Origin of the sequence: Haloferax marinisediminis (genome assembly GCF_009674585.1) — an archaeon.
Classification (GTDB): Archaea; Halobacteriota; Halobacteria; order Halobacteriales; family Haloferacaceae; genus Haloferax; species Haloferax marinisediminis.
In genome coordinates this window covers 915,873-932,601 of the sequence record NZ_WKJP01000001.1, presented here as the reverse complement: position 1 = coordinate 932,601, position 16,729 = coordinate 915,873, and the positions used below count along the sequence as shown (strand labels likewise).

Below are 16,729 nucleotides of genomic sequence, written 5' to 3'. Positions count from 1 at the left end.
TTGGCGAACCGGGCCGGTATCGCAGGCTCAGTGTGGCAGTGGGCCCGACGGGTGGGCCAGTGAAACCGGGTGGAGGGCCGGTGAGTGCTGCGGGAGGGCGGCTATGCGAGTGAGCGAGCCAGTGGGTGACCGATGCTGAGGTGGGGGAACCGAACTCAGTTGCCCCGGAGGACTTCGACCGACAAGTCGCCGTTTTCGACGGTTGCGACCATCATCGTCGCCTCGTCTTCGGGGTTGGCGGCCGTCGCCGTTCCGGGATTCAACACGCGGATGCCGTCGTCGGTTTCCTCGTCGATGACTTCGTGGATGTGTCCGGCGACGCCGACTGCGTCGGTTCCGGCGGCGTCTCTGACGAGGTCAGCGACGCGCGAACAGTACCCAGTTCTCGTCCCCGTGCCGTGGGTGACGACGAACGTGAGTCCGTCTACTTCGATGATATCGACGAACGGGAGGTTGATTTCCGGCGGGTCGATGTTTCCACAGACCCCGACGAACTCGTTGGAGATGTCACGGAGGTGTTCGAGCGTCTCCAGCGTGTCGAAGTCACCTGCGTGAATCACGATGTCTGCCTCACGAACCTGGTCTTCGATCCACGTCGGGATGGCCTCAGCACGGCCTGGAACGTGCGTATCGCTCAGTATAGCGAGTCGCATAGGTCACTATCGCCACCAATCTGGATAGTCGTTTTGTCAGTTGCGCCTGTAGTTCACGATATGACTCATGTCGTTACCGCGTTTCTCCGCCACGGCGGGCGAGTCCTCCTCACGCGCCGGAGCGAGGATGCCGGGACGTACGCCGGGCGGTGGGCCGGGGTGTCCGGATACATCGAAGGAGACCCGCAGGATGCCGAAGCGGACGCCCGTCGGGAACTCCACGAAGAAGTCGGCGTCGAGGACGCGACACTCGCCTGTGTTGGCCATCCGATGACCATCACTGACGACGACCGCGAGTGGACGGTCCACCCGTTCATGTTCGACGTGAGCGACCCAGCGGTAGTCCCGAACGAAGAACTCGCCGAGGTGGAGTGGGTTCACCCGGCCGTCATCAACGAACGCGAGACGGTACCCGAGTTGTGGGCGACGTATCACCGTGTCGCACCGACGGTCAAAACCGTCCGCGAAGACGAGACACACGGGTCGGCGTGGATATCGCTCCGGGCGCTCGAAGTGCTGCGCGATGCCGCTACAGATGCGGATTCGTGGGACGTGCTCGTCTCGTTCGGGCGTCGACTCCGCGACGCACGACCAAGCATGAGCGCCGTCGCCAACCGGGTGAACCGGGTGATGGCGGACACGGACGAGGCTCCGGAAACGGTGCGCCGACGTGCCGAAGCGACAATCGACGCCGCAGTCGCCGCAGACGGGAGGGCCGCCGCAGAGTCAGCACAGCTCCTCCGAACCCGTGAGTACGACCGTGTCGCAACTGTTTCTCGCTCTGGCACTGTCGTGGCGGCCCTCGAAGACGCGCGCCCGGCTGTCGTCGTCGCTGAGTCGCGTCCGGGTGCAGAAGGACTCTCTGTCGCCGAGGAACTCGCGAGCGACGGCCTCGACGTGACGCTGACGACCGATGCAGCACTTCCTGGCCTCGTCGCTGCCGGCGACATCGACGCCGTCCTCGTCGGTGCCGATTCTGTCCTCGCGTCTGGCGCAGTCGTCAACAAAGTCGGCAGTTTTCCCGTCGCACTCGCCGCGGCCCGCGCTGACGTGCCCGTGTTTGCGGTCTGCGCTCGCGACAAGATACGCGGCGACGACGAGTTCGTCGGCGAAGACGGTGGCCCACTGTACGACGGCGAGGAACCGGTGGCGACAGAGAACCCTGTCTTCGAAGTTATCTCTCCTGACCTCGTCGCCGGTGTCGTCACCGAAGGCGGTGTCCTCGATGCCACCGACGTGGCGACGGTTGCGGCCGAACACGCCGCACTCGCAGCGTGGGACGACGCTGAGGGGGGTTCGTGAACCCGACGCGACGCGTAGATTTCGGACGAAATCGAGGCAAACTGAGCAAAACAGGTACCACGATGGCTGACCAAGGTAGCAGTATGATTGGCTGGGACGTTTCTCGGTGGTGGGTGAAATGAATCGGCAGCGTGCTGATGTCGTCGTTGGCCTCATCGCCACGACGACCCTCGTCTTCGGCGTCTTCTTTGGCTGGCAGGCGGACCAGCAAAATCGCGCGGTAGGTGAGATGATGGGGCCGATGATGGGCGGTTCGATGTCTTCAGTCCACGGCACCAACCCGCTGTGGTTCGTCGTCGGGGGAGTCCTCGCTTCGGCCGCGATTGGTGGACTCTATCTCGTCTTCCGAAGCGGGCTCACGTCGACCGGAGAGGCGGTCCAGAACACACCCACCGAAGCCACGTCATCCGAGGAGACAGAGGATACAACGGGTAGTGAGCCGGCTGAATCGAAGACCACCGTGGGTGGGGCGAATCGTCCACGACTGCTCGATGTCCTCCCCGAAGACGAACGTCGCGTCCTCGAACCGGTGTTCACGTCGCCGGGAATCACGCAGATAGAGCTCCGCGACCGGTCGAACTTCTCGAAGAGTAAAGTGAGCCAGACGGTGAGTGAACTCGAAAAGCGCGGACTGCTGTACCGCGAGCGTCAGGGTCGGACGTACCGAATCTACCCGAGCGACGACCTCGAACAGAACCAGACACAGTGACCACGCATTCGGTGTCTGTGACCTGCCCCTCGAATTCAGGGCCGACGAACGATTCTGTGGCTGAAGAACGCTGAGAATGCTCGATAAACGTTCTCGAACGTTCTCCTGCGTCTGTTCACGCCCACGGGGATAACCACTGGGCGGTTCTATGAGTAACCGAGGAGAACGACAATGACCCGATTTACTCGTAGACAATGGCTGCTCGTGGCACTCGTACTCGTCGGACTCGTGTTCACCGCCCCCGTGGTGAGCGCACACGGACCCAGTCAACCGACAGACCACACGCCACCGTATGGTGGAACCGCCGAGGAGTGGACCGCGTGGATGGAAGCCCACATGACGCAACACATGGGACCCGGTGCCGTCGAGTGGATGGAGTCACACATGGGCGTGACCGTCGAAGAGATGGGCCAGCACATGGCTGAAGACCACGCCCGTGGACCGTGGATGGCCGGACGAGGTGGCGGTGGAATGTACGGTCAGGGTGGAATGTACGACCGAGGCGGAATGTACGGCGGTGGTCGAGGCTGCTAACACAAACCCCTCGTTTCAGGCGTTCTCTCGCTCTCACGCTCAGACTATCACACGTTATGCCCGTTCGACACCTAGTTTACACGTACGGTGAATGAGATGTTCGATACTGAACTTCACCGCCGCCAGTTCCTCATTCTTACGGGAGCGACGACGGTAACAGGACTTGCAGGGTGTACGACAGCACCCCCAACCGCGGGTGGGGATAGTAGTGGTGACGAGTCGACAACCACGAGTGAAACAGCGGAGGAGACGGAGCACCACGAGGAAACTGAACACCACGACGACACAGACCACCACGAGGAAACAACCCATCACGAAGAAACTGAGCACCACGACGATACAGAACACCACGACGACGAGAGTGACGAGTACGCCGACGGAGAACACGATGAAGTACTCGACGGCCCAGTCGACAGTGTATCCGTGTCGATGGTGTCGACAGACCGGGGGCATCACTTCGAGCCCCACGTCGTCTGGGTCAACGAAGGTGGAACGGTCCGATGGACCAACGTTAGCGGATTCCACTCGACGACGTCGTACTCACCAGCGAACGACAGGCCACAACTCGTCCCCGATGGTGCTGCGTCGTGGGACAGCGGCGTCTTCACCGAGGGCGGTGAGACGTTCGAACAGACGTTCGACCTCGAAGGCGTCTACCACTACTACTGTATTCCGCACGAACTGCTGGGGATGATCGGGAGCGTTATCGTCGGCCGACCTGACCCCCTCGAACAACCCGCTCTTGCAGACCCGCCAGAAGAGTTGTCTGACCGTGTCCGCCAGACGCTTCTGCAACGCAACCAGATGGTCGAAGCGGCACTGAGCCAGGGAACGTAACTCCGTCTCGGTGTGAAATGAAGTCCACACCAGAACGGACGACACCGACCGACACGCCGTGGCGTGAATGAGATGGATTCATCAGCCTCGAAATCTGAGGACCACCCGGTGGCGATGAAGAAAGTTACCCCCACTCAGCCCCTTGTGATGATGGATTTCATCCGAGCCACCACTTACTGACACGAGGTATCAGTACCGAGTGCGCAGCCGTTACCGTCCGGATTGTCGACGGGACGACACAGTTCTCTCAGACAGCAGCCGAGCAGTCGCTGCGACAGTATCGTGAGAGAAGGTCCAAGAGTGGGACCGACGTCCTCTCCGAACGAAGCCTGTGAGATGACACGCACCCCCGACTAGCATCTTCGTTTCAAACGACGACTAGTACGTATGGGCCGTCGGGTGGTTCTTGGCCTCGCCGCCACCGCTGTCGAAGACGGCATAGTCGGGACCCATCACGAAGATCTCCCGGCGCGTGCGACATCGACGCACGACCCCGTCGCGGTTTCCCCTCACGCTGACCGACAGACTGCATGAATCGACGGGCATTCCTCGGACTCCTCACCGGAGCGACGGCTGGTCTCGCGGGGTGCACCGAGGGGAACATTCACCCACCGATTGCGGGCTTTCCCGCCCCAGAAAACCCGGACCCGACGGTGATTCATGGCTTCCCCGGAACCGTCTGTGGCGACCCGCCGAACCCGTTCATCGGCATCGAGGCGGTACTCGAACCGGCGGTCGGTCCCGACTGGGGAGGACTGGCCGTCGCAGAGAAGTATCGCTTCGGCTACGAGGTGGGTCCGGGCCTCTCCGAGGACGCCTACGTCGTCGGCATCGAGCGCAACGGTGTGGCCCGGGCGTATCCGCTTTCTATCCTCTGGTGGCACGAGGTGGTCAACGACACCCTCGGCGGTGACCCCGTACTCGTGACCTACTGTCCCATCTGCCAGTCGGGAATGGTCGCAGAGCGCCGTGTCGGGGGTGTCGAAGCGCTGTTTCAGGTCTCTGGACATCTCTGGCAGCCCCCTGCTATTTATGGGTTCGCGAGTGTCGAAGCCGGTCGGACGTTCGGCGCGTCGGCGTCGTCGGGTGACGCAGACGTTCGAAATTCGGGGAATCTCGTGCTCTACGACGAGGCCACAGGAAGCTACTGGAGCCAGTTGCTCGCGAAGGCAATCTGTGGGACCCAGTCGGGTGAGAAGTTGCGCATCCTCCCGTCGACAGTGGCGACGTGGGGCGAGTGGCGGGCGGCGTATCCCGAGACCGATGCCTTACTTCCGCCGCCGTGGTCGAAGACGGCGTAGCCGAAGCACTCGGAAAGCGTATTTGAGCAGTGTGTCCCGGACACCGATACCGGGGGCGCAAGTTCCTTCGTGCGTCGGTGTGAGCCCAGAACATGCACCTCGAACGCCTCGCACTCGACCCATCGGTCGGCCTCGCGATGCCACCACAGCGACTCGTCGACGCACTCTCCGACGTCGGCGTTCCGGTCGAACTCGTCGACGAAGACGAACAGTTCGGTCCCGGCGACGCCGTCGTCTCGTTCGGCCACCGAGACAGTTTCCTCGACGCAGATTGGGTTCACTGTATCCGGGCTGGATACGACGAGTTCCCCGTCGGCGTCTACGACGAAGCGGGAACCTACCTCACCAACAGCACCGGTATCCACGGGACGACAGTCGGTGAGACGGTTATTGGGTATCTCCTCGTGCTCGCCCGTCGACTCCACGTGTACCGTGACGCGCAACACGACCACGAGTGGACACGACCACGGTACCACGAACCGTTCACGCTGAAAGACGAGCGCATCTGCGTCGTCGGACTCGGAACACTGGGACGCGGCGTTGCGGACCGTGCCGCCGCCCTCGGCATGGACGTCGTCGGTGTTCGTCGGTCTGGAGAGCCCGTCGACAACGTCTCGCAGGTCTTCACGCCCGACCGTCTCCACGAGGCAATCGAAGACGCCCGGTTCGTCGTCCTCGCGACGCCGTTGACGGAAGAGACAGAAGGGATGATTGCGGCACCTGAACTGGAGACGATGCGCGACGACGCGTTCCTCGTGAACGTCGCTCGCGGCCCCGTCGTCGACGAAGACGACCTCATCGCGGCGCTAGAAGACGAGACGATTGCTGGTGCCGCAATCGACGCGTTCACCGAAGAGCCGCTGCCCGAAGACTCACCACTGTGGGACTTCGAAGAAGTCGTGCTCACGCCACACGTCAGCGCCGCGACCGGGAAGTATCACGAGGATATCGCACAGTTAGTCGGGGAGAACGTCGAACACATCGCAGCAGGCGAAGAACTCATCAACCGCGTGGTGTAAGAGTCGTCGAATTCGTGGTGTAGAACTCGTCAACCGCGTCGTGTCGGACTGGTCGGCACCGTGGTGTCGGACTCACCAACTGCGTGGTGGGGTCGCCGAACACTCAGACGAACTTGAACAGGTCGTCGCGACCTTGCTCGTGGAGGTGTTTTCGGAGCGCTTCTTCGAGGTTCGTGATGTCGCCGCGCTTGGCGGTAATCGGTGCGATGACGTTCCGCCACTGCTTCCACGGCGGGAACAGTCCGAGACGGTCACAGAGGTCGTTCAGGCGTTCGTCTCGGTCGCCGACTTTGTCCATCTTGTTCACTGCGACGACGGTCGGAATATCGAGTTCGTCGAGGAAGTAGAACATCTCTACGTCGTGCGGAATGGAGTCGTCTGTCGTGTGGCGGTCGATGATGTCGACGACGCTCTTGCCATCGACGACGAGCACCGCTGCGAGGATGTTGTCGGCGTTTTCTTCGAGGTAGCGGACGATGTCGGTCTTGATCGCCTCACGGGTGTCGGCGTCGACACCGGACATGAATCCGAATCCGGGGAGGTCGGTGAACATGAACTTCTCCGACGTCCAGTCGAAGTGGTTCGGTTTACGGGTAACTCCGGGCTTCTTTCCCGTCGTGAACTTGCTGTGACCCGTCAGCTCTCGCATCAGGGTCGACTTACCGACGTTCGACCGGCCGACGAGAACGATTTCGTCGCGATTCGGTCGGTCTTCGAACATACCGGTGGTTCGTAATCACGACGGATAAGGGAGACGGAAACGACGCGCACAGAACCAGCAGTCGTCACTCGGGTCGAGAACTCGGCAGCCGGCATTACGGCACGGCAGTTGGACACCAATGCTTCGAAAACACACGGAACCGGAGACGACAGCCCCCACGGCATGTCACTTCCGGTACGTGTGGCGGGTTAGGACGCGAACAGCGTCGTCACACCCATGCGTCGGGCAGCTTGCTGGAGTTCTGGTTCAACAGGTGGAGCATCGGTTCGATTTCGTCGAACCGCGGGCCCCGTGCGATAGAACCGCTCTCGCGGTCCCACATGATGAACCCGGACCCATCAAGCTTCGGGAGATGAAGGTGGAACAGTTCCACCTCCAACTTCTCGTGATCGGCATCACCACCATCGGCAACGACCTGAGTTGCCCGTCCAAGGCGTCCGACCGGGCCCTCACTGAGGTCCATCAGCAACCGTCGCCGATGGATGTTTCTGAGGGCGTCGAACGCATCATCTAGACGAGGGGAATGAGTCACCGCCATTGTCAGAGTCCCCACTGGGCTTTGACGGGGACCGCAGGGCGCTGGGCAGACGCCATAACGAAGCGCCCACTGGCGGAGTTCACGGAGTCTCGCGAGGAGTTCCTCGCAGACACCACCTTCTGTCGAGTCTCACGCGAGACAGTTCCATTCGACGGGACGCACGCAAAAGTGCCCCCACGGCACTGCTGGATTGCGTACGGTCGTCGATAGCTGTGTGTAGTCACGCTCACTTCCCCACCGTTATTCACCTAGCACAATCCTATTCTCATTGTGCTTTCATACTCCTGCCGTTCAAGTGGGGTCACCAGTAAGAATCAGCATCTGGGTTGAAGTGGCTGGATGAAGAATAGGGGAAGAATGGCCGTAATTGCTGAGTTGACTATAAATTCTGAGGACTTCGACCTCGGTCGGGTCACCTCTCTCGCAGGTGGCATGCACATCGAACTGGAGCGTGTCGTCCCGACCGGGGGTGACGTCATGCCGTTCTTCTGGGCGAAAGGGAGCAACTTCAAGCGGTTCGAACATGCAGTCCGTGAGAACCGTATCGTCGAGGAACTTCAGGCCGTCGCCAAGGTCGGAGACCGCGTGCTCTACCACGTCTACTGGGGAGACACTGTCTCGAGTCTGACCACGATTCTCACCGAGAGTGAAGCGACGATTCTCGAAGCACACGGAAACACGCCGTGGACGTTCCGACTTCGCTTCAACGACCACGCCGGGCTCACCGAGTTCCACAACCTCTGTCAGGAGCAGAATATCGACTTCCACGTCGAGCGCATCTACACCCTCGTAGAGGAAGAGACGGGCGTCTACACGTTCGACATCACGCCCCAACAACAGGAGGCACTCGTCGTGGCGGTTTCCGAGGGATACTTCGAAGTCCCGCGGCGAACCACGCTGAAAGAGATTTCGAACCAACTCGGAATCAGTCCGCAGGCGGCGTCCGAACGAATTCGACGTGGTGCGGACACTGTTCTCCGGAAAGTGCTGTTATCTCGGTCTGCGGCCGACCTGGACTGAATTCTGTTCGACCGAATTAGATGCGCCTGACCAACCGAAGCGACGCAGGAGAGCCATCTGAACTGGCCGATGACACGACTTCGAACCCCTGTTCTCGATAGAACGAGAGCATCTCCTCGTCGCCGTCTAGGCACGACGCCCACTGCTCGCGTGCTCCCCCGATAACCTGTTGTGCGGTGAGCGTCCTGAGCACCGCAGCCCCGGCCTCCACTCGGTGCGTCTCGGGATGCGTGTGGAGCGAGAACACCTCTCCGGCCGCACTGTCCGTGAGCCTGCCACCGCCAGCCGCGACGACTTCGTCATCTTCGACGGCGACGACCCAGCCGTGGTCACCGCCTGCCTGTCGAAGCTCTCGACTGAGGTGCGTCTCGTCGAACTGTCTCTCGACGAGTGCCTCCGTTTCGCCCACTGCGGTGGCGCCACCCATCGCGTCGCGCCATCCGTTGGTGCAGATGTGTGCGATGTCAGATACGTCGGTCTCTCTCGCAGTCCGGACGAACATACGACACTATTCGTGGCGGTGTCGCAAAATTGTTTCGCGCCGATAGGATAGTGAAAGAAAATAACTCGGAAGCGGAGAAAAATCTATCTCGAACTGGGACAAGCGTATCTCTCCGGGGTGAATACGAGACACTAACCGATGGACAAAGCAGACGTTCGAGAAGCAGTGTGGGACGACCTCGAAGAATCGGGAGTGGCCCGATTTCCGTTCCCTCCTCACGGTCGCATCCCAAACTTTGCTGACGCAGCGACGGCCGCCGACCGACTCGCCGAGACGGACGAGTGGACCGCCGCAACGACGGTGAAAGCGAATCCCGATTCGCCACAACTCCCCGTCAGGCGTCGCGCGCTCCGGGAAGGGAAAACCGTCTACATGGCTGTTCCCCGCCTCCGCGACGAGAAGTGTTTCTACGAACTGGACCCCGCGCGTCTCGACGACGACGCCCTCGACAGCGCGCCCACAGTGTCCCACGTCGAAGCCTACGCAGAGCAGGTCGGTCCCGAAGCCCTGCCGGCAATCGACCTCGTCGTCTCGGGGTCGGTCGCAGTCACCGAAACCGGTGCCCGAATCGGCAAAGGCGAGGGGTTCAGTGACCTCGAATTCGCGGTGCTTCAGGGGCTCGGCGCCGTCGACGACACCACCTCCATCGTCACGACGGTTCACGAGAAACAACTGCGCAACGACGCCCCCGAACCGGACACCCACGACGTCCCGATGGACCTCGTCGTCACACCCGAGCGAACGATTCGAACCGAGACGCCGTACTCGCGCCCGTCAGGTATCGACTGGTCGGTCCTCTCGGACGAGCAAATCGACGAGATGCCGGTCTTGCAACGACTCCGGCCGGAGTAATCTGCGCAGTCGGCGAGCCGAGATGCACGTTCGCGAGCGAGCCTCCTCGCCCCCTGCTTATTTGGCCGCCGGGAGTGACGTAAGAGCGTGCGACTCGTACAGGTGCTGGTGCCGACAGGGAAGCGACAGACGGTCATCCGGACGCTCGACGAGGAAGGCGTCGACTACGCCGTCTCCGACGAGGTCTCCGGACGTGACTACGTCGCCGTCGTCACCTTCCCAGTTCCGAAGGCGGCGGTCGAACCAGTCTTAACGCGATTACGGGATGCGGGCATCGAGCGCGACGCCTACACCGTCGTCGTGAACGCCGAGACGGTGGCATCGAAGCGATTCGACGAACTGGTAGAGAAGTACGAACAAGACGACGAGAACGGCGACCGTATCGCCCGCGAGGAGTTGGCGGCGAAGGCCGCAGAGCTCGCGCCATCGTTGCCGATGTACGTCGTCATGACGGTCATCTCGGCAGTCGTCGCCACTGCCGGTCTCCTCCTCAACTCGCCGGCAGTCGTCGTCGGCTCGATGGTCATCGCGCCACTCGTCGGCCCGGCGATGGCCGCGAGCGTCGGGACCGTCGTCGACGACGACGAGATGTTCGTCAGAGGCGTCCGATTACAGGCGCTTGGCGGGGTGTTGGCCGTCGGTGCCGCCGCCGTGTTCGCCTTCCTCCTCAAGGAGACGGGTGCCGTCCCGTTGTCGGTCAGAGAGGTGCTGTCGATTCCCGAAGTCGACGAACGACTCACGCCCGACATCCTCTCGTTGGTCATCGCGTTAGGTGCCGGTGCGGCCGGTGCAATCTCACTCTCGTCGGGCGTCTCAACCGCACTCGTGGGCGTCATGATAGCCGCCGCGTTGGTTCCACCGACGGCCGTCGTCGGTATCGGCATCGCGTGGGGTGCACCCGAGACGGTCATCGGGTCGGCGATTCTCGTGCTCGTCAACATCCTCTCTGTCAACTTCGTCGCAATCGCCGTTCTCTGGGAACAGGGCTACCGCCCGGAGCGATGGTTTCGGCGGAGTGAGGCCCGACGAATAACCATCATCCGTATCGCCGCCCTCGGGATGGGACTGCTCGTTCTGTCGTCGTTCCTCGGTGCAGTCACCTACACAACGTACCGAAATTCCGGGTTCCAAGCAGACGCACAGGACGCCACCGAAGACGTACTCACAGCGTCGGACGCCCGACTGTTGGCGATGGACATCAGATACGACAGCGGACCACTGCAGGAACCGAGGGCAGTCGTCGTCACCGTCGGCCACGACCCGTGGTCCGACCCACCACGAGTCCAATCCGAACTCACCGACAGGGTGAATTCGGTCGCACCCGACCCGCTCTCGCCGTGGGGGGCAGACGAGGTGACAGTCGAAGTTCGCTACGTCGCTGTCGCCGACTAGACGGCCCGAAACCGCTCGGTTCCGGCCTCCTGAACCGGCCGACTACGATAGGTACAGTGACTCTTTGTCTCTAACGCGGATTGAATATCTCATCTGCCCTCTAGTGGGTATGAAACGACGACTCATCGCTCCACTCCTCCTCGCAGGCCTCGTGCTACTCGCCGGGTGTCTCTCTGCACCGCTCCAGACGACGCCCGGAAGTACCGATGGGACAGACGCGACGACCATCTCGACGACCGGAACCGGTGAGGTGACTGCCGAATCCGACCTCGCCGTCGTCAACGTCGCGATAACCGCGACGGCGGACTCCGCCGACGAGGCCCGCGGAATGGTCGCTGACGATGTGGCCGCCGTTCGAGCAGCCCTCACCGACGCTGGCATCGCTGAAGACGCCATCCAGAGTACCGGGTTCAACATCTACCCCGAGTACAACTACAACGGAGAGCGCGAACTCATCGGCTACCGTGCCGTTCACAGCCTCACCGTCGAAGTCGCACCCGACCGTGCTGGTGAAGTCATCGACCTCGCAGTCGGTGCCGGTGCAGACGAGATTCGCGGCGTGTTCTTCACGCTCACCGATGAGAAGCGCGCCGAACTCCGCAGTGAAGCCCTGACGCAGGCCGTCGAGTCGGCGAAGGCTGACGCCGACACCGTCGCCGCCGCGGCCGACCTACGAATCACTGGCGTCCACACGGCCAACGTGGGCGGTGGGTTCTCACCCGGACCGTACCCCGTCGCGTACGCTGAAGACGCCGCTCGCGCCACCAGCGCTGGTGCACCGACTGAACTCACGCCCGGTCCAGTGACCGTCTCGGCGACTGTTCAGATGGTCTACACGGCAGAATGATCCCCCTTCGGCCCTCCCAACTACTCACTCGTAGATGAACTCGAATCGAGCGCCACCGTCTGTGGTGGACGAAAGCTCGATTTCCCACCCGTGGGCGTAGGCGATTTCTCGAACGATATTCAATCCGAGGCCAGACCCATCGGTCGAGGTGGTGTACCCGGCTTTGAAGATTTGGTCTCGCTCGTCGTCCGGAATCCCGGGACCGTCGTCTGCCACGTAGAACCCACCTTCGATGTCGCCAACGGTTACCGTGACATCGCCACCACTGTGTTGAATCGCATTTCGGAAGAGGTTCTCCAGCAGTTGCTGGAATCGGCTGGCATCAGCCTCGACCGAACGGTCGGTTTCGATGGCAATCGTAGCACCACTCACCACGACAGTGTGCCAACCACGTGTGGCGATGTCCGCAACTCGGACTGGCTCCGTTTCACCGATTTCCTCACCCTCTCGAGCCAAGTTGAGGAGGTCTCGAATGAGTCCCTCGATGCGGTCGTGTGCACTCGCGATCGCGTCGAGGTGCTCGCTTTCGAACTCCTCTTGGGCCAACGCGAGTCTCCCCGAAGCCACCGTCAACGGGCTTCGTAAATCGTGGCTGACCACGCCTGCGAACTCGTCGAGGAGGTCACGTTCGTTTCTGAGGTGTCGTATCTGTGTGACCCGCTCAGAGATATCTCGAAGGACACCGACGGAACCTCTGAACTCGTCCTCGAACGGGAGCAACGCGAGATGGTTCTCACACGTGATGGATTCTCCAGTGGCTGTCTGGAGCGTCAACTCGAACGTCGCGTTGTCCTTCGGAGACGACAGGAGCGATTTGACGAGCTGCTCACCTGTTGCGACGTACTCGTCACTGAGAACCTCCGAAGCGTGTTTACCGACAATCGACTCGCCACTGTAGCCAGTCAACTGAGAAAATGCGGTGTTTACCGTAGTAAACCGGCCCTGACTGTCGAGCGTATAGATTGGGTCACCTGAGGCTTCGACCATTGACTCGTAGCGTTCGAGGTCACGTTTTCGCTCGGTTCGGTCGGTGATATCCCGAGCAAATCCAACAACTCGGACGACGTCACCATCGTCGTCGAAAATCGGCTCACCTTGAACCCAGACCCACCGGCTGTAGCCTTCGGCGGCATTTACTCGGTACTCATGGTCTACCGATTCGCCAGCAGAGAGCCGTTCCAGATAGTATCTCACCATCTCTCGGTCGTCTGGGTGGATGTTCTCGATAAACGAGAGTGAGTCCGCTCGAAGTTCCTCGATAGAACTCCCCCAGATTTCCTCGTACGGTGAGTTGACGAACAACAGTTCGCTAAAGTCACCGTTGAACATCCAGAGGATGTCGTTCGTGTTCCCTGTGAGAGACTGGAGTCGCTGTTCGGCCTCGGCGGCGGCAGCCTGTGCCCGACGTTGCTCGACGGAGTTGGTGATACGATTGGCCAAGATTTCGTACTGACTCGTTCCGGGTTCCTTCTGGAGATACTCCGTCACCCCTGCGGAGATTGCCTCACTCGCAACCTCCTCGGAGCCTTTCCCCGTAAAGAGGATGAACGGAAGCGATGGACATTCTCGTCTAACGGCTCTGAGAAACTCGATACCATCCTGTTTGGGCATGTCGTAGTCGGAGACGACACAATCGAAGTCGTCCTCGCGTAATCGGTCGATGCCTTCGGTCGTCGAGTGTTCAGTCTCGACGGTGAGAGAGTCCTCTTCTCGTTCGAGAAACGTCGCCGTGAGTTCAGCGAACGCTGGCTTGTCGTCGAGGTGAAGGACGTGTATCGGTTCGTACATACCAGCTTGGTGCCGTTTCTGTGTAGAGACAGCAGATAAGGGCACGCCTCTAGTTCTCACTGCTGAAACTTTCGCTGCCGAGGGCCTTGATGTAACAAGGCCTCGAACACGTCCCTCATCAAGAGTGCGGCTCCACCGAGACTACTCGGATGGCACGCCGCCGCCGAGCTGTGGTTACTCGTTACGCGACGGCGGGATGTCGGGGTCGAACCCGACGGCGTCCGCGGCAGCGTCGAGGACTGCATCCACGTTTTCTCCCGTCTCGACGCTCATGTAGAGGTCGGCCTCCATGTCGGTCGAGCGGTCGCTCTTGTTGCAGACGGTGAGAACAGGGATGTTGCGCTCTTCGAATCGCGCCTGCACGGCGTCGCGGAGTTCGAGTTGCGATTCGATGGGGTAGCCACACTCCTCGCTGGCGTCGGCGACGAAGATGACGGCGTCACCGAGGTGTTCGAGGGCGCTGACGGCCTGTCGCTCGATGTCGTTTCGCTCGTCTTCCGGCCGGTCGAGGAGGCCTGGCGTATCGATAATCTGGTAGCGGATGCGGTTGCGGTCGAAGTGGCCAATCTGGACGCCCTTCGTCGTAAATGGGTAGCGCGCAATCTCGTTCGACGCGCGGGTGACAGTGTTGACGAACGACGACTTCCCGACGTTCGGGTAACCTGCGACGACGATTGCCGGTTCGTCGGGGCGGATGTCCGGGAGGTTCTTCAGTGCGTCGCGGGCGGCACCGACGAACAGCAGGTCGTCTTCGACTTCCTCGACGACGCTCGCCATGCGAGCGAACGCTTGTTTGCGGTGTTTTCGTGCGAGGTCCGCGTCCGTCTTGCGGAGTTTCGGCTGGTACTCGCGGGAGATGTTGTCGATTTGCCGCGATGCCCACATAATCTCAGAGAGGCTCTTCCGGATGGCGTCGACGCCGTCGATGGTCTCGCCGGTGTCCGTCTCGTAGCCCTGCACCGCCTGCGCGACGACCGCGTCAGCGAGTTCGCCGTAGAACGGGTCGACGAGTTCGAAGTCCGGCCACTCGACGACGACGTTTTCGAGGTTGTCCGAGAGGATGTTCGACGCCGTCTGAAGCATCGACTGCTGAGCCTCCAACTTGTTCTGCTTCGCTCGCCCCGAGCGTGCAGCCCGCGAAAAGGCCTTGTCGATGAGTTCGTCCGACCGGGGCGTGGTCGGGAGAGACTCGAAAATCATTGGACACGGCTACACGGCCGAGGCGTAAAAGGGCGTTCGTTTGGGTCTCGGCCGCTCGTGAGGTGAATTAGGCGTGCGAGAGGCCCACACGATGTGGCGTCCCCCGCCACGAAGTTCTTACACGATGACGCAGTATCCCGCGGTATGACTGATTGGAAAGCGGTCGGCGTCGGGTTCGTCGTCATGCTCGTCGTCGGTGCCGGTGGCCTCGCGATCCCGATTGTCGGGCAAATCGGTGCCGGCCTCATCGGGGGGTTCGCGACAGGCTATCTCGCCGGTGGCTCGCTCGGCAACGGCGCGTGGAACGGCCTCGTCGCGGGGTCCATCTCCGGAATCGTCGTGAGTCTCGTTGCAGCGTTTCTCGGCGGCCTCATCGGACTCGCCGGCGGGCCACTGGGGAGTCTCTTCGGTGGGCTCAGCGTGTTCGTCCTCGGAATCATCCTGACGCTCATCTTCGCCATCGACAGCGCACTCGCTGGGGCAGTCGGTGCGTGGGTGAAAGGGTAAAACGAGCGCTGCCGGGAGATTCGCGTGTCACTCCCCGCGTTCGAGGTACTCGCGCTGAATCTCGACGACTTCGGTCGAATCCTCGCACTCAGAGTAGCGCCGCAGCGGTTCTTCGTTGAGTTCGAGGAACGTGTGCCCCCAGCGGAACTTCGAGAGAATCTCTTCGGCCTGCGGTTTCTCGCCGAAGATGACGAGCGCTGCCGCGAGTGCTTCGACGGTCGTCAGCTGCATCGGCCGCCCGAAGTTGACCGGGTTCGCAGCGACGAGATACGGGAGCGCACGGTGCTCACCGGGGAGCGAGAACATCGCCTCACCAGCAGACTCCCACGAGCAGTCGAGCGCGACGAGTGCGCCCGTGTCTTTGTCGGCGGGTGAGAGCGCCTTCTCCGCGTGCGGATTGAGCACGACACCGTACGGTGTCGCCCGGTCCGACCCGTGGAGGGCCGCCATGTCGAACCGTTCGAGTTTCTTCGCCGTGCACTTTTTCGGGTCGTCGTCACCCTCGTATCGAACGTGCAGGTCCACACCCGGCCTACGGAGGTGCGAGAGAAAAGGGTCCCGAAGGAAGGCAGCACACGACGTGACAGTCGATTTTGCCGGCGGATTCTTCTAGGTAGAAGACAATATACTGGTATGCATCCCGATGCAACGTATCTCGCACGGCAGTACTACACGGCGATAGACGAACACGGATACGAGTCGCTTCGGGACCTCCTCGACCCGAACTTCGTTCAACACCGGGGAGACATGACACTCGACGGACGCGAGGAGTTCGTCTCGTTCATGCGCGACGACCGACCGCAGAAAGACACGACACACGTCATCGACCGGTACGTCCAGTCGAAATCTGACGACGAAATCGTCGTCCATGGTCACCTCGAAGACAGTACCGGAGACGAGATGTTCGTCTTTCTCGACCGGTTTCGTGCCCGTGACGGGAAAATTTCTGAGTTACGGACGTTCACCCGCGCACCGAACTGAGCGGCGTCGACCACGTGTTGTACTCG

At 61.4% G+C, this 16,729-nt stretch carries 20 protein-coding genes; 13 read left to right on the top strand and 7 right to left on the bottom strand.

Going from position 1 to position 16,729, the window contains the following annotated elements:
* Positions 1 to 155: 155 nt before the first annotated feature.
* Positions 156 to 653, bottom strand: a complete 498-nt coding sequence (locus GJR98_RS04820; RefSeq protein WP_151135993.1) for a metallophosphoesterase family protein — start codon at positions 651 to 653, stop codon at positions 156 to 158.
* A 60-nt stretch (positions 654 to 713) separates the two neighbouring features.
* Between GJR98_RS04820 and GJR98_RS04815 the strand changes: the two genes are divergently transcribed.
* From GJR98_RS04815 to ddh, 7 genes are all read left to right on the top strand, one after another.
* The gene (locus GJR98_RS04815; protein WP_151135991.1) at positions 714 to 1,955 is read left to right on the top strand and encodes an NUDIX domain-containing protein; all 1,242 of its coding nucleotides are present in this window, start codon (positions 714 to 716) and stop codon (positions 1,953 to 1,955) included.
* Positions 1,956 to 2,073: 118 nt separating this feature from the next.
* The gene (locus tag GJR98_RS04810; RefSeq protein WP_151135989.1) at positions 2,074 to 2,664 is read left to right on the top strand and encodes a helix-turn-helix transcriptional regulator; all 591 of its coding nucleotides are present in this window, start codon (positions 2,074 to 2,076) and stop codon (positions 2,662 to 2,664) included.
* Positions 2,665 to 2,835: 171 nt separating this feature from the next.
* Positions 2,836 to 3,198, top strand: a complete 363-nt coding sequence (locus tag GJR98_RS04805) for a hypothetical protein (protein ID WP_151135987.1) — start codon at positions 2,836 to 2,838, stop codon at positions 3,196 to 3,198.
* Positions 3,199 to 3,294: 96 nt separating this feature from the next.
* Entirely contained in the window at positions 3,295 to 4,035 is a 741-nt protein-coding gene (locus GJR98_RS04800) for a cupredoxin domain-containing protein (RefSeq protein WP_151135985.1), read from the top strand.
* 387 nt (positions 4,036 to 4,422) lie between these two features.
* On the top strand, positions 4,423 to 4,569 hold the full coding sequence (locus tag GJR98_RS04795) for a hypothetical protein (protein WP_154269699.1): 147 nt from the start codon (positions 4,423 to 4,425) through the stop codon (positions 4,567 to 4,569).
* Positions 4,566 to 5,336 (top strand): DUF3179 domain-containing (seleno)protein, encoded by a 771-nt coding sequence (locus GJR98_RS04790; RefSeq protein WP_151135983.1) that lies wholly within the window; start codon positions 4,566 to 4,568, stop codon positions 5,334 to 5,336. Before GJR98_RS04795 ends, GJR98_RS04790 begins: the two co-directional genes overlap by 4 nt.
* A 92-nt stretch (positions 5,337 to 5,428) precedes the next feature.
* Positions 5,429 to 6,355 (top strand): D-2-hydroxyacid dehydrogenase, encoded by a 927-nt coding sequence (ddh, locus tag GJR98_RS04785; RefSeq protein ID WP_151135981.1) that lies wholly within the window; start codon positions 5,429 to 5,431, stop codon positions 6,353 to 6,355.
* A gap of 103 nt (positions 6,356 to 6,458) precedes the next feature.
* Here ddh and engB read toward each other — a convergent pair whose 3' ends face one another.
* Together engB and GJR98_RS04775 are read right to left on the bottom strand one after the other, a co-directional pair.
* On the bottom strand, positions 6,459 to 7,076 hold the full coding sequence (engB, locus tag GJR98_RS04780; protein WP_151135979.1) for a GTP-binding protein EngB: 618 nt from the start codon (positions 7,074 to 7,076) through the stop codon (positions 6,459 to 6,461).
* 208 nt (positions 7,077 to 7,284) lie between these two features.
* Positions 7,285 to 7,614, bottom strand: coding sequence for a DUF7344 domain-containing protein (locus tag GJR98_RS04775; protein WP_151135977.1), 330 nt, complete (start codon positions 7,612 to 7,614; stop codon positions 7,285 to 7,287).
* Positions 7,615 to 7,971: 357 nt separating this feature from the next.
* Between GJR98_RS04775 and GJR98_RS04770 the strand changes: the two genes are divergently transcribed.
* Entirely contained in the window at positions 7,972 to 8,634 is a 663-nt protein-coding gene (locus tag GJR98_RS04770; protein WP_151135975.1) for a helix-turn-helix domain-containing protein, read from the top strand.
* Between the two features lie 16 nt (positions 8,635 to 8,650).
* On the opposite strand, the gene GJR98_RS04765 is transcribed toward GJR98_RS04770, so the two are convergent.
* Positions 8,651 to 9,136: a GNAT family N-acetyltransferase gene (locus GJR98_RS04765; RefSeq protein ID WP_151135973.1), complete on the bottom strand. Its 486-nt coding sequence runs from the start codon at positions 9,134 to 9,136 to the stop codon at positions 8,651 to 8,653.
* A gap of 138 nt (positions 9,137 to 9,274) precedes the next feature.
* Here GJR98_RS04765 and GJR98_RS04760 point away from each other — a divergent pair, with 138 nt between their 5' ends.
* The 3 genes from GJR98_RS04760 (at position 9,275) to GJR98_RS04750 (ending at position 12,227) form a co-directional block, all read left to right on the top strand.
* On the top strand, positions 9,275 to 9,988 hold the full coding sequence (locus GJR98_RS04760; protein ID WP_151135971.1) for a 5-formyltetrahydrofolate cyclo-ligase: 714 nt from the start codon (positions 9,275 to 9,277) through the stop codon (positions 9,986 to 9,988).
* Between the two features lie 87 nt (positions 9,989 to 10,075).
* Positions 10,076 to 11,380: a TIGR00341 family protein gene (locus GJR98_RS04755; RefSeq protein ID WP_151135969.1), complete on the top strand. Its 1,305-nt coding sequence runs from the start codon at positions 10,076 to 10,078 to the stop codon at positions 11,378 to 11,380.
* A 109-nt stretch (positions 11,381 to 11,489) separates the two neighbouring features.
* Complete coding sequence (locus tag GJR98_RS04750; RefSeq protein ID WP_151135967.1) at positions 11,490 to 12,227, top strand: SIMPL domain-containing protein; 738 nt, start codon at positions 11,490 to 11,492, stop codon at positions 12,225 to 12,227.
* 24 nt (positions 12,228 to 12,251) lie between these two features.
* Here the strand turns inward: GJR98_RS04750 and GJR98_RS04745 are convergent, their stop codons facing one another.
* A complete protein-coding gene (locus GJR98_RS04745; RefSeq protein WP_151135965.1) occupies positions 12,252 to 14,015 on the bottom strand; it encodes a PAS domain S-box protein in 1,764 nt (587 codons plus the stop codon).
* A gap of 174 nt (positions 14,016 to 14,189) precedes the next feature.
* Positions 14,190 to 15,215: an NOG1 family protein gene (locus tag GJR98_RS04740; RefSeq protein ID WP_151135963.1), complete on the bottom strand. Its 1,026-nt coding sequence runs from the start codon at positions 15,213 to 15,215 to the stop codon at positions 14,190 to 14,192.
* A gap of 144 nt (positions 15,216 to 15,359) precedes the next feature.
* On the opposite strand from GJR98_RS04740, the gene GJR98_RS04735 reads away from it, so the two are divergent.
* Complete coding sequence (locus GJR98_RS04735; protein WP_151135961.1) at positions 15,360 to 15,722, top strand: DUF5518 domain-containing protein; 363 nt, start codon at positions 15,360 to 15,362, stop codon at positions 15,720 to 15,722.
* A 27-nt stretch (positions 15,723 to 15,749) separates the two neighbouring features.
* Here GJR98_RS04735 and GJR98_RS04730 read toward each other — a convergent pair whose 3' ends face one another.
* A complete protein-coding gene (locus tag GJR98_RS04730) occupies positions 15,750 to 16,247 on the bottom strand; it encodes a DUF367 family protein (RefSeq protein ID WP_151135959.1) in 498 nt (165 codons plus the stop codon).
* Between the two features lie 108 nt (positions 16,248 to 16,355).
* Between GJR98_RS04730 and GJR98_RS04725 the strand changes: the two genes are divergently transcribed.
* Complete coding sequence (locus GJR98_RS04725; protein WP_151135957.1) at positions 16,356 to 16,703, top strand: nuclear transport factor 2 family protein; 348 nt, start codon at positions 16,356 to 16,358, stop codon at positions 16,701 to 16,703.
* Positions 16,704 to 16,729 lie beyond the last annotated feature (26 nt).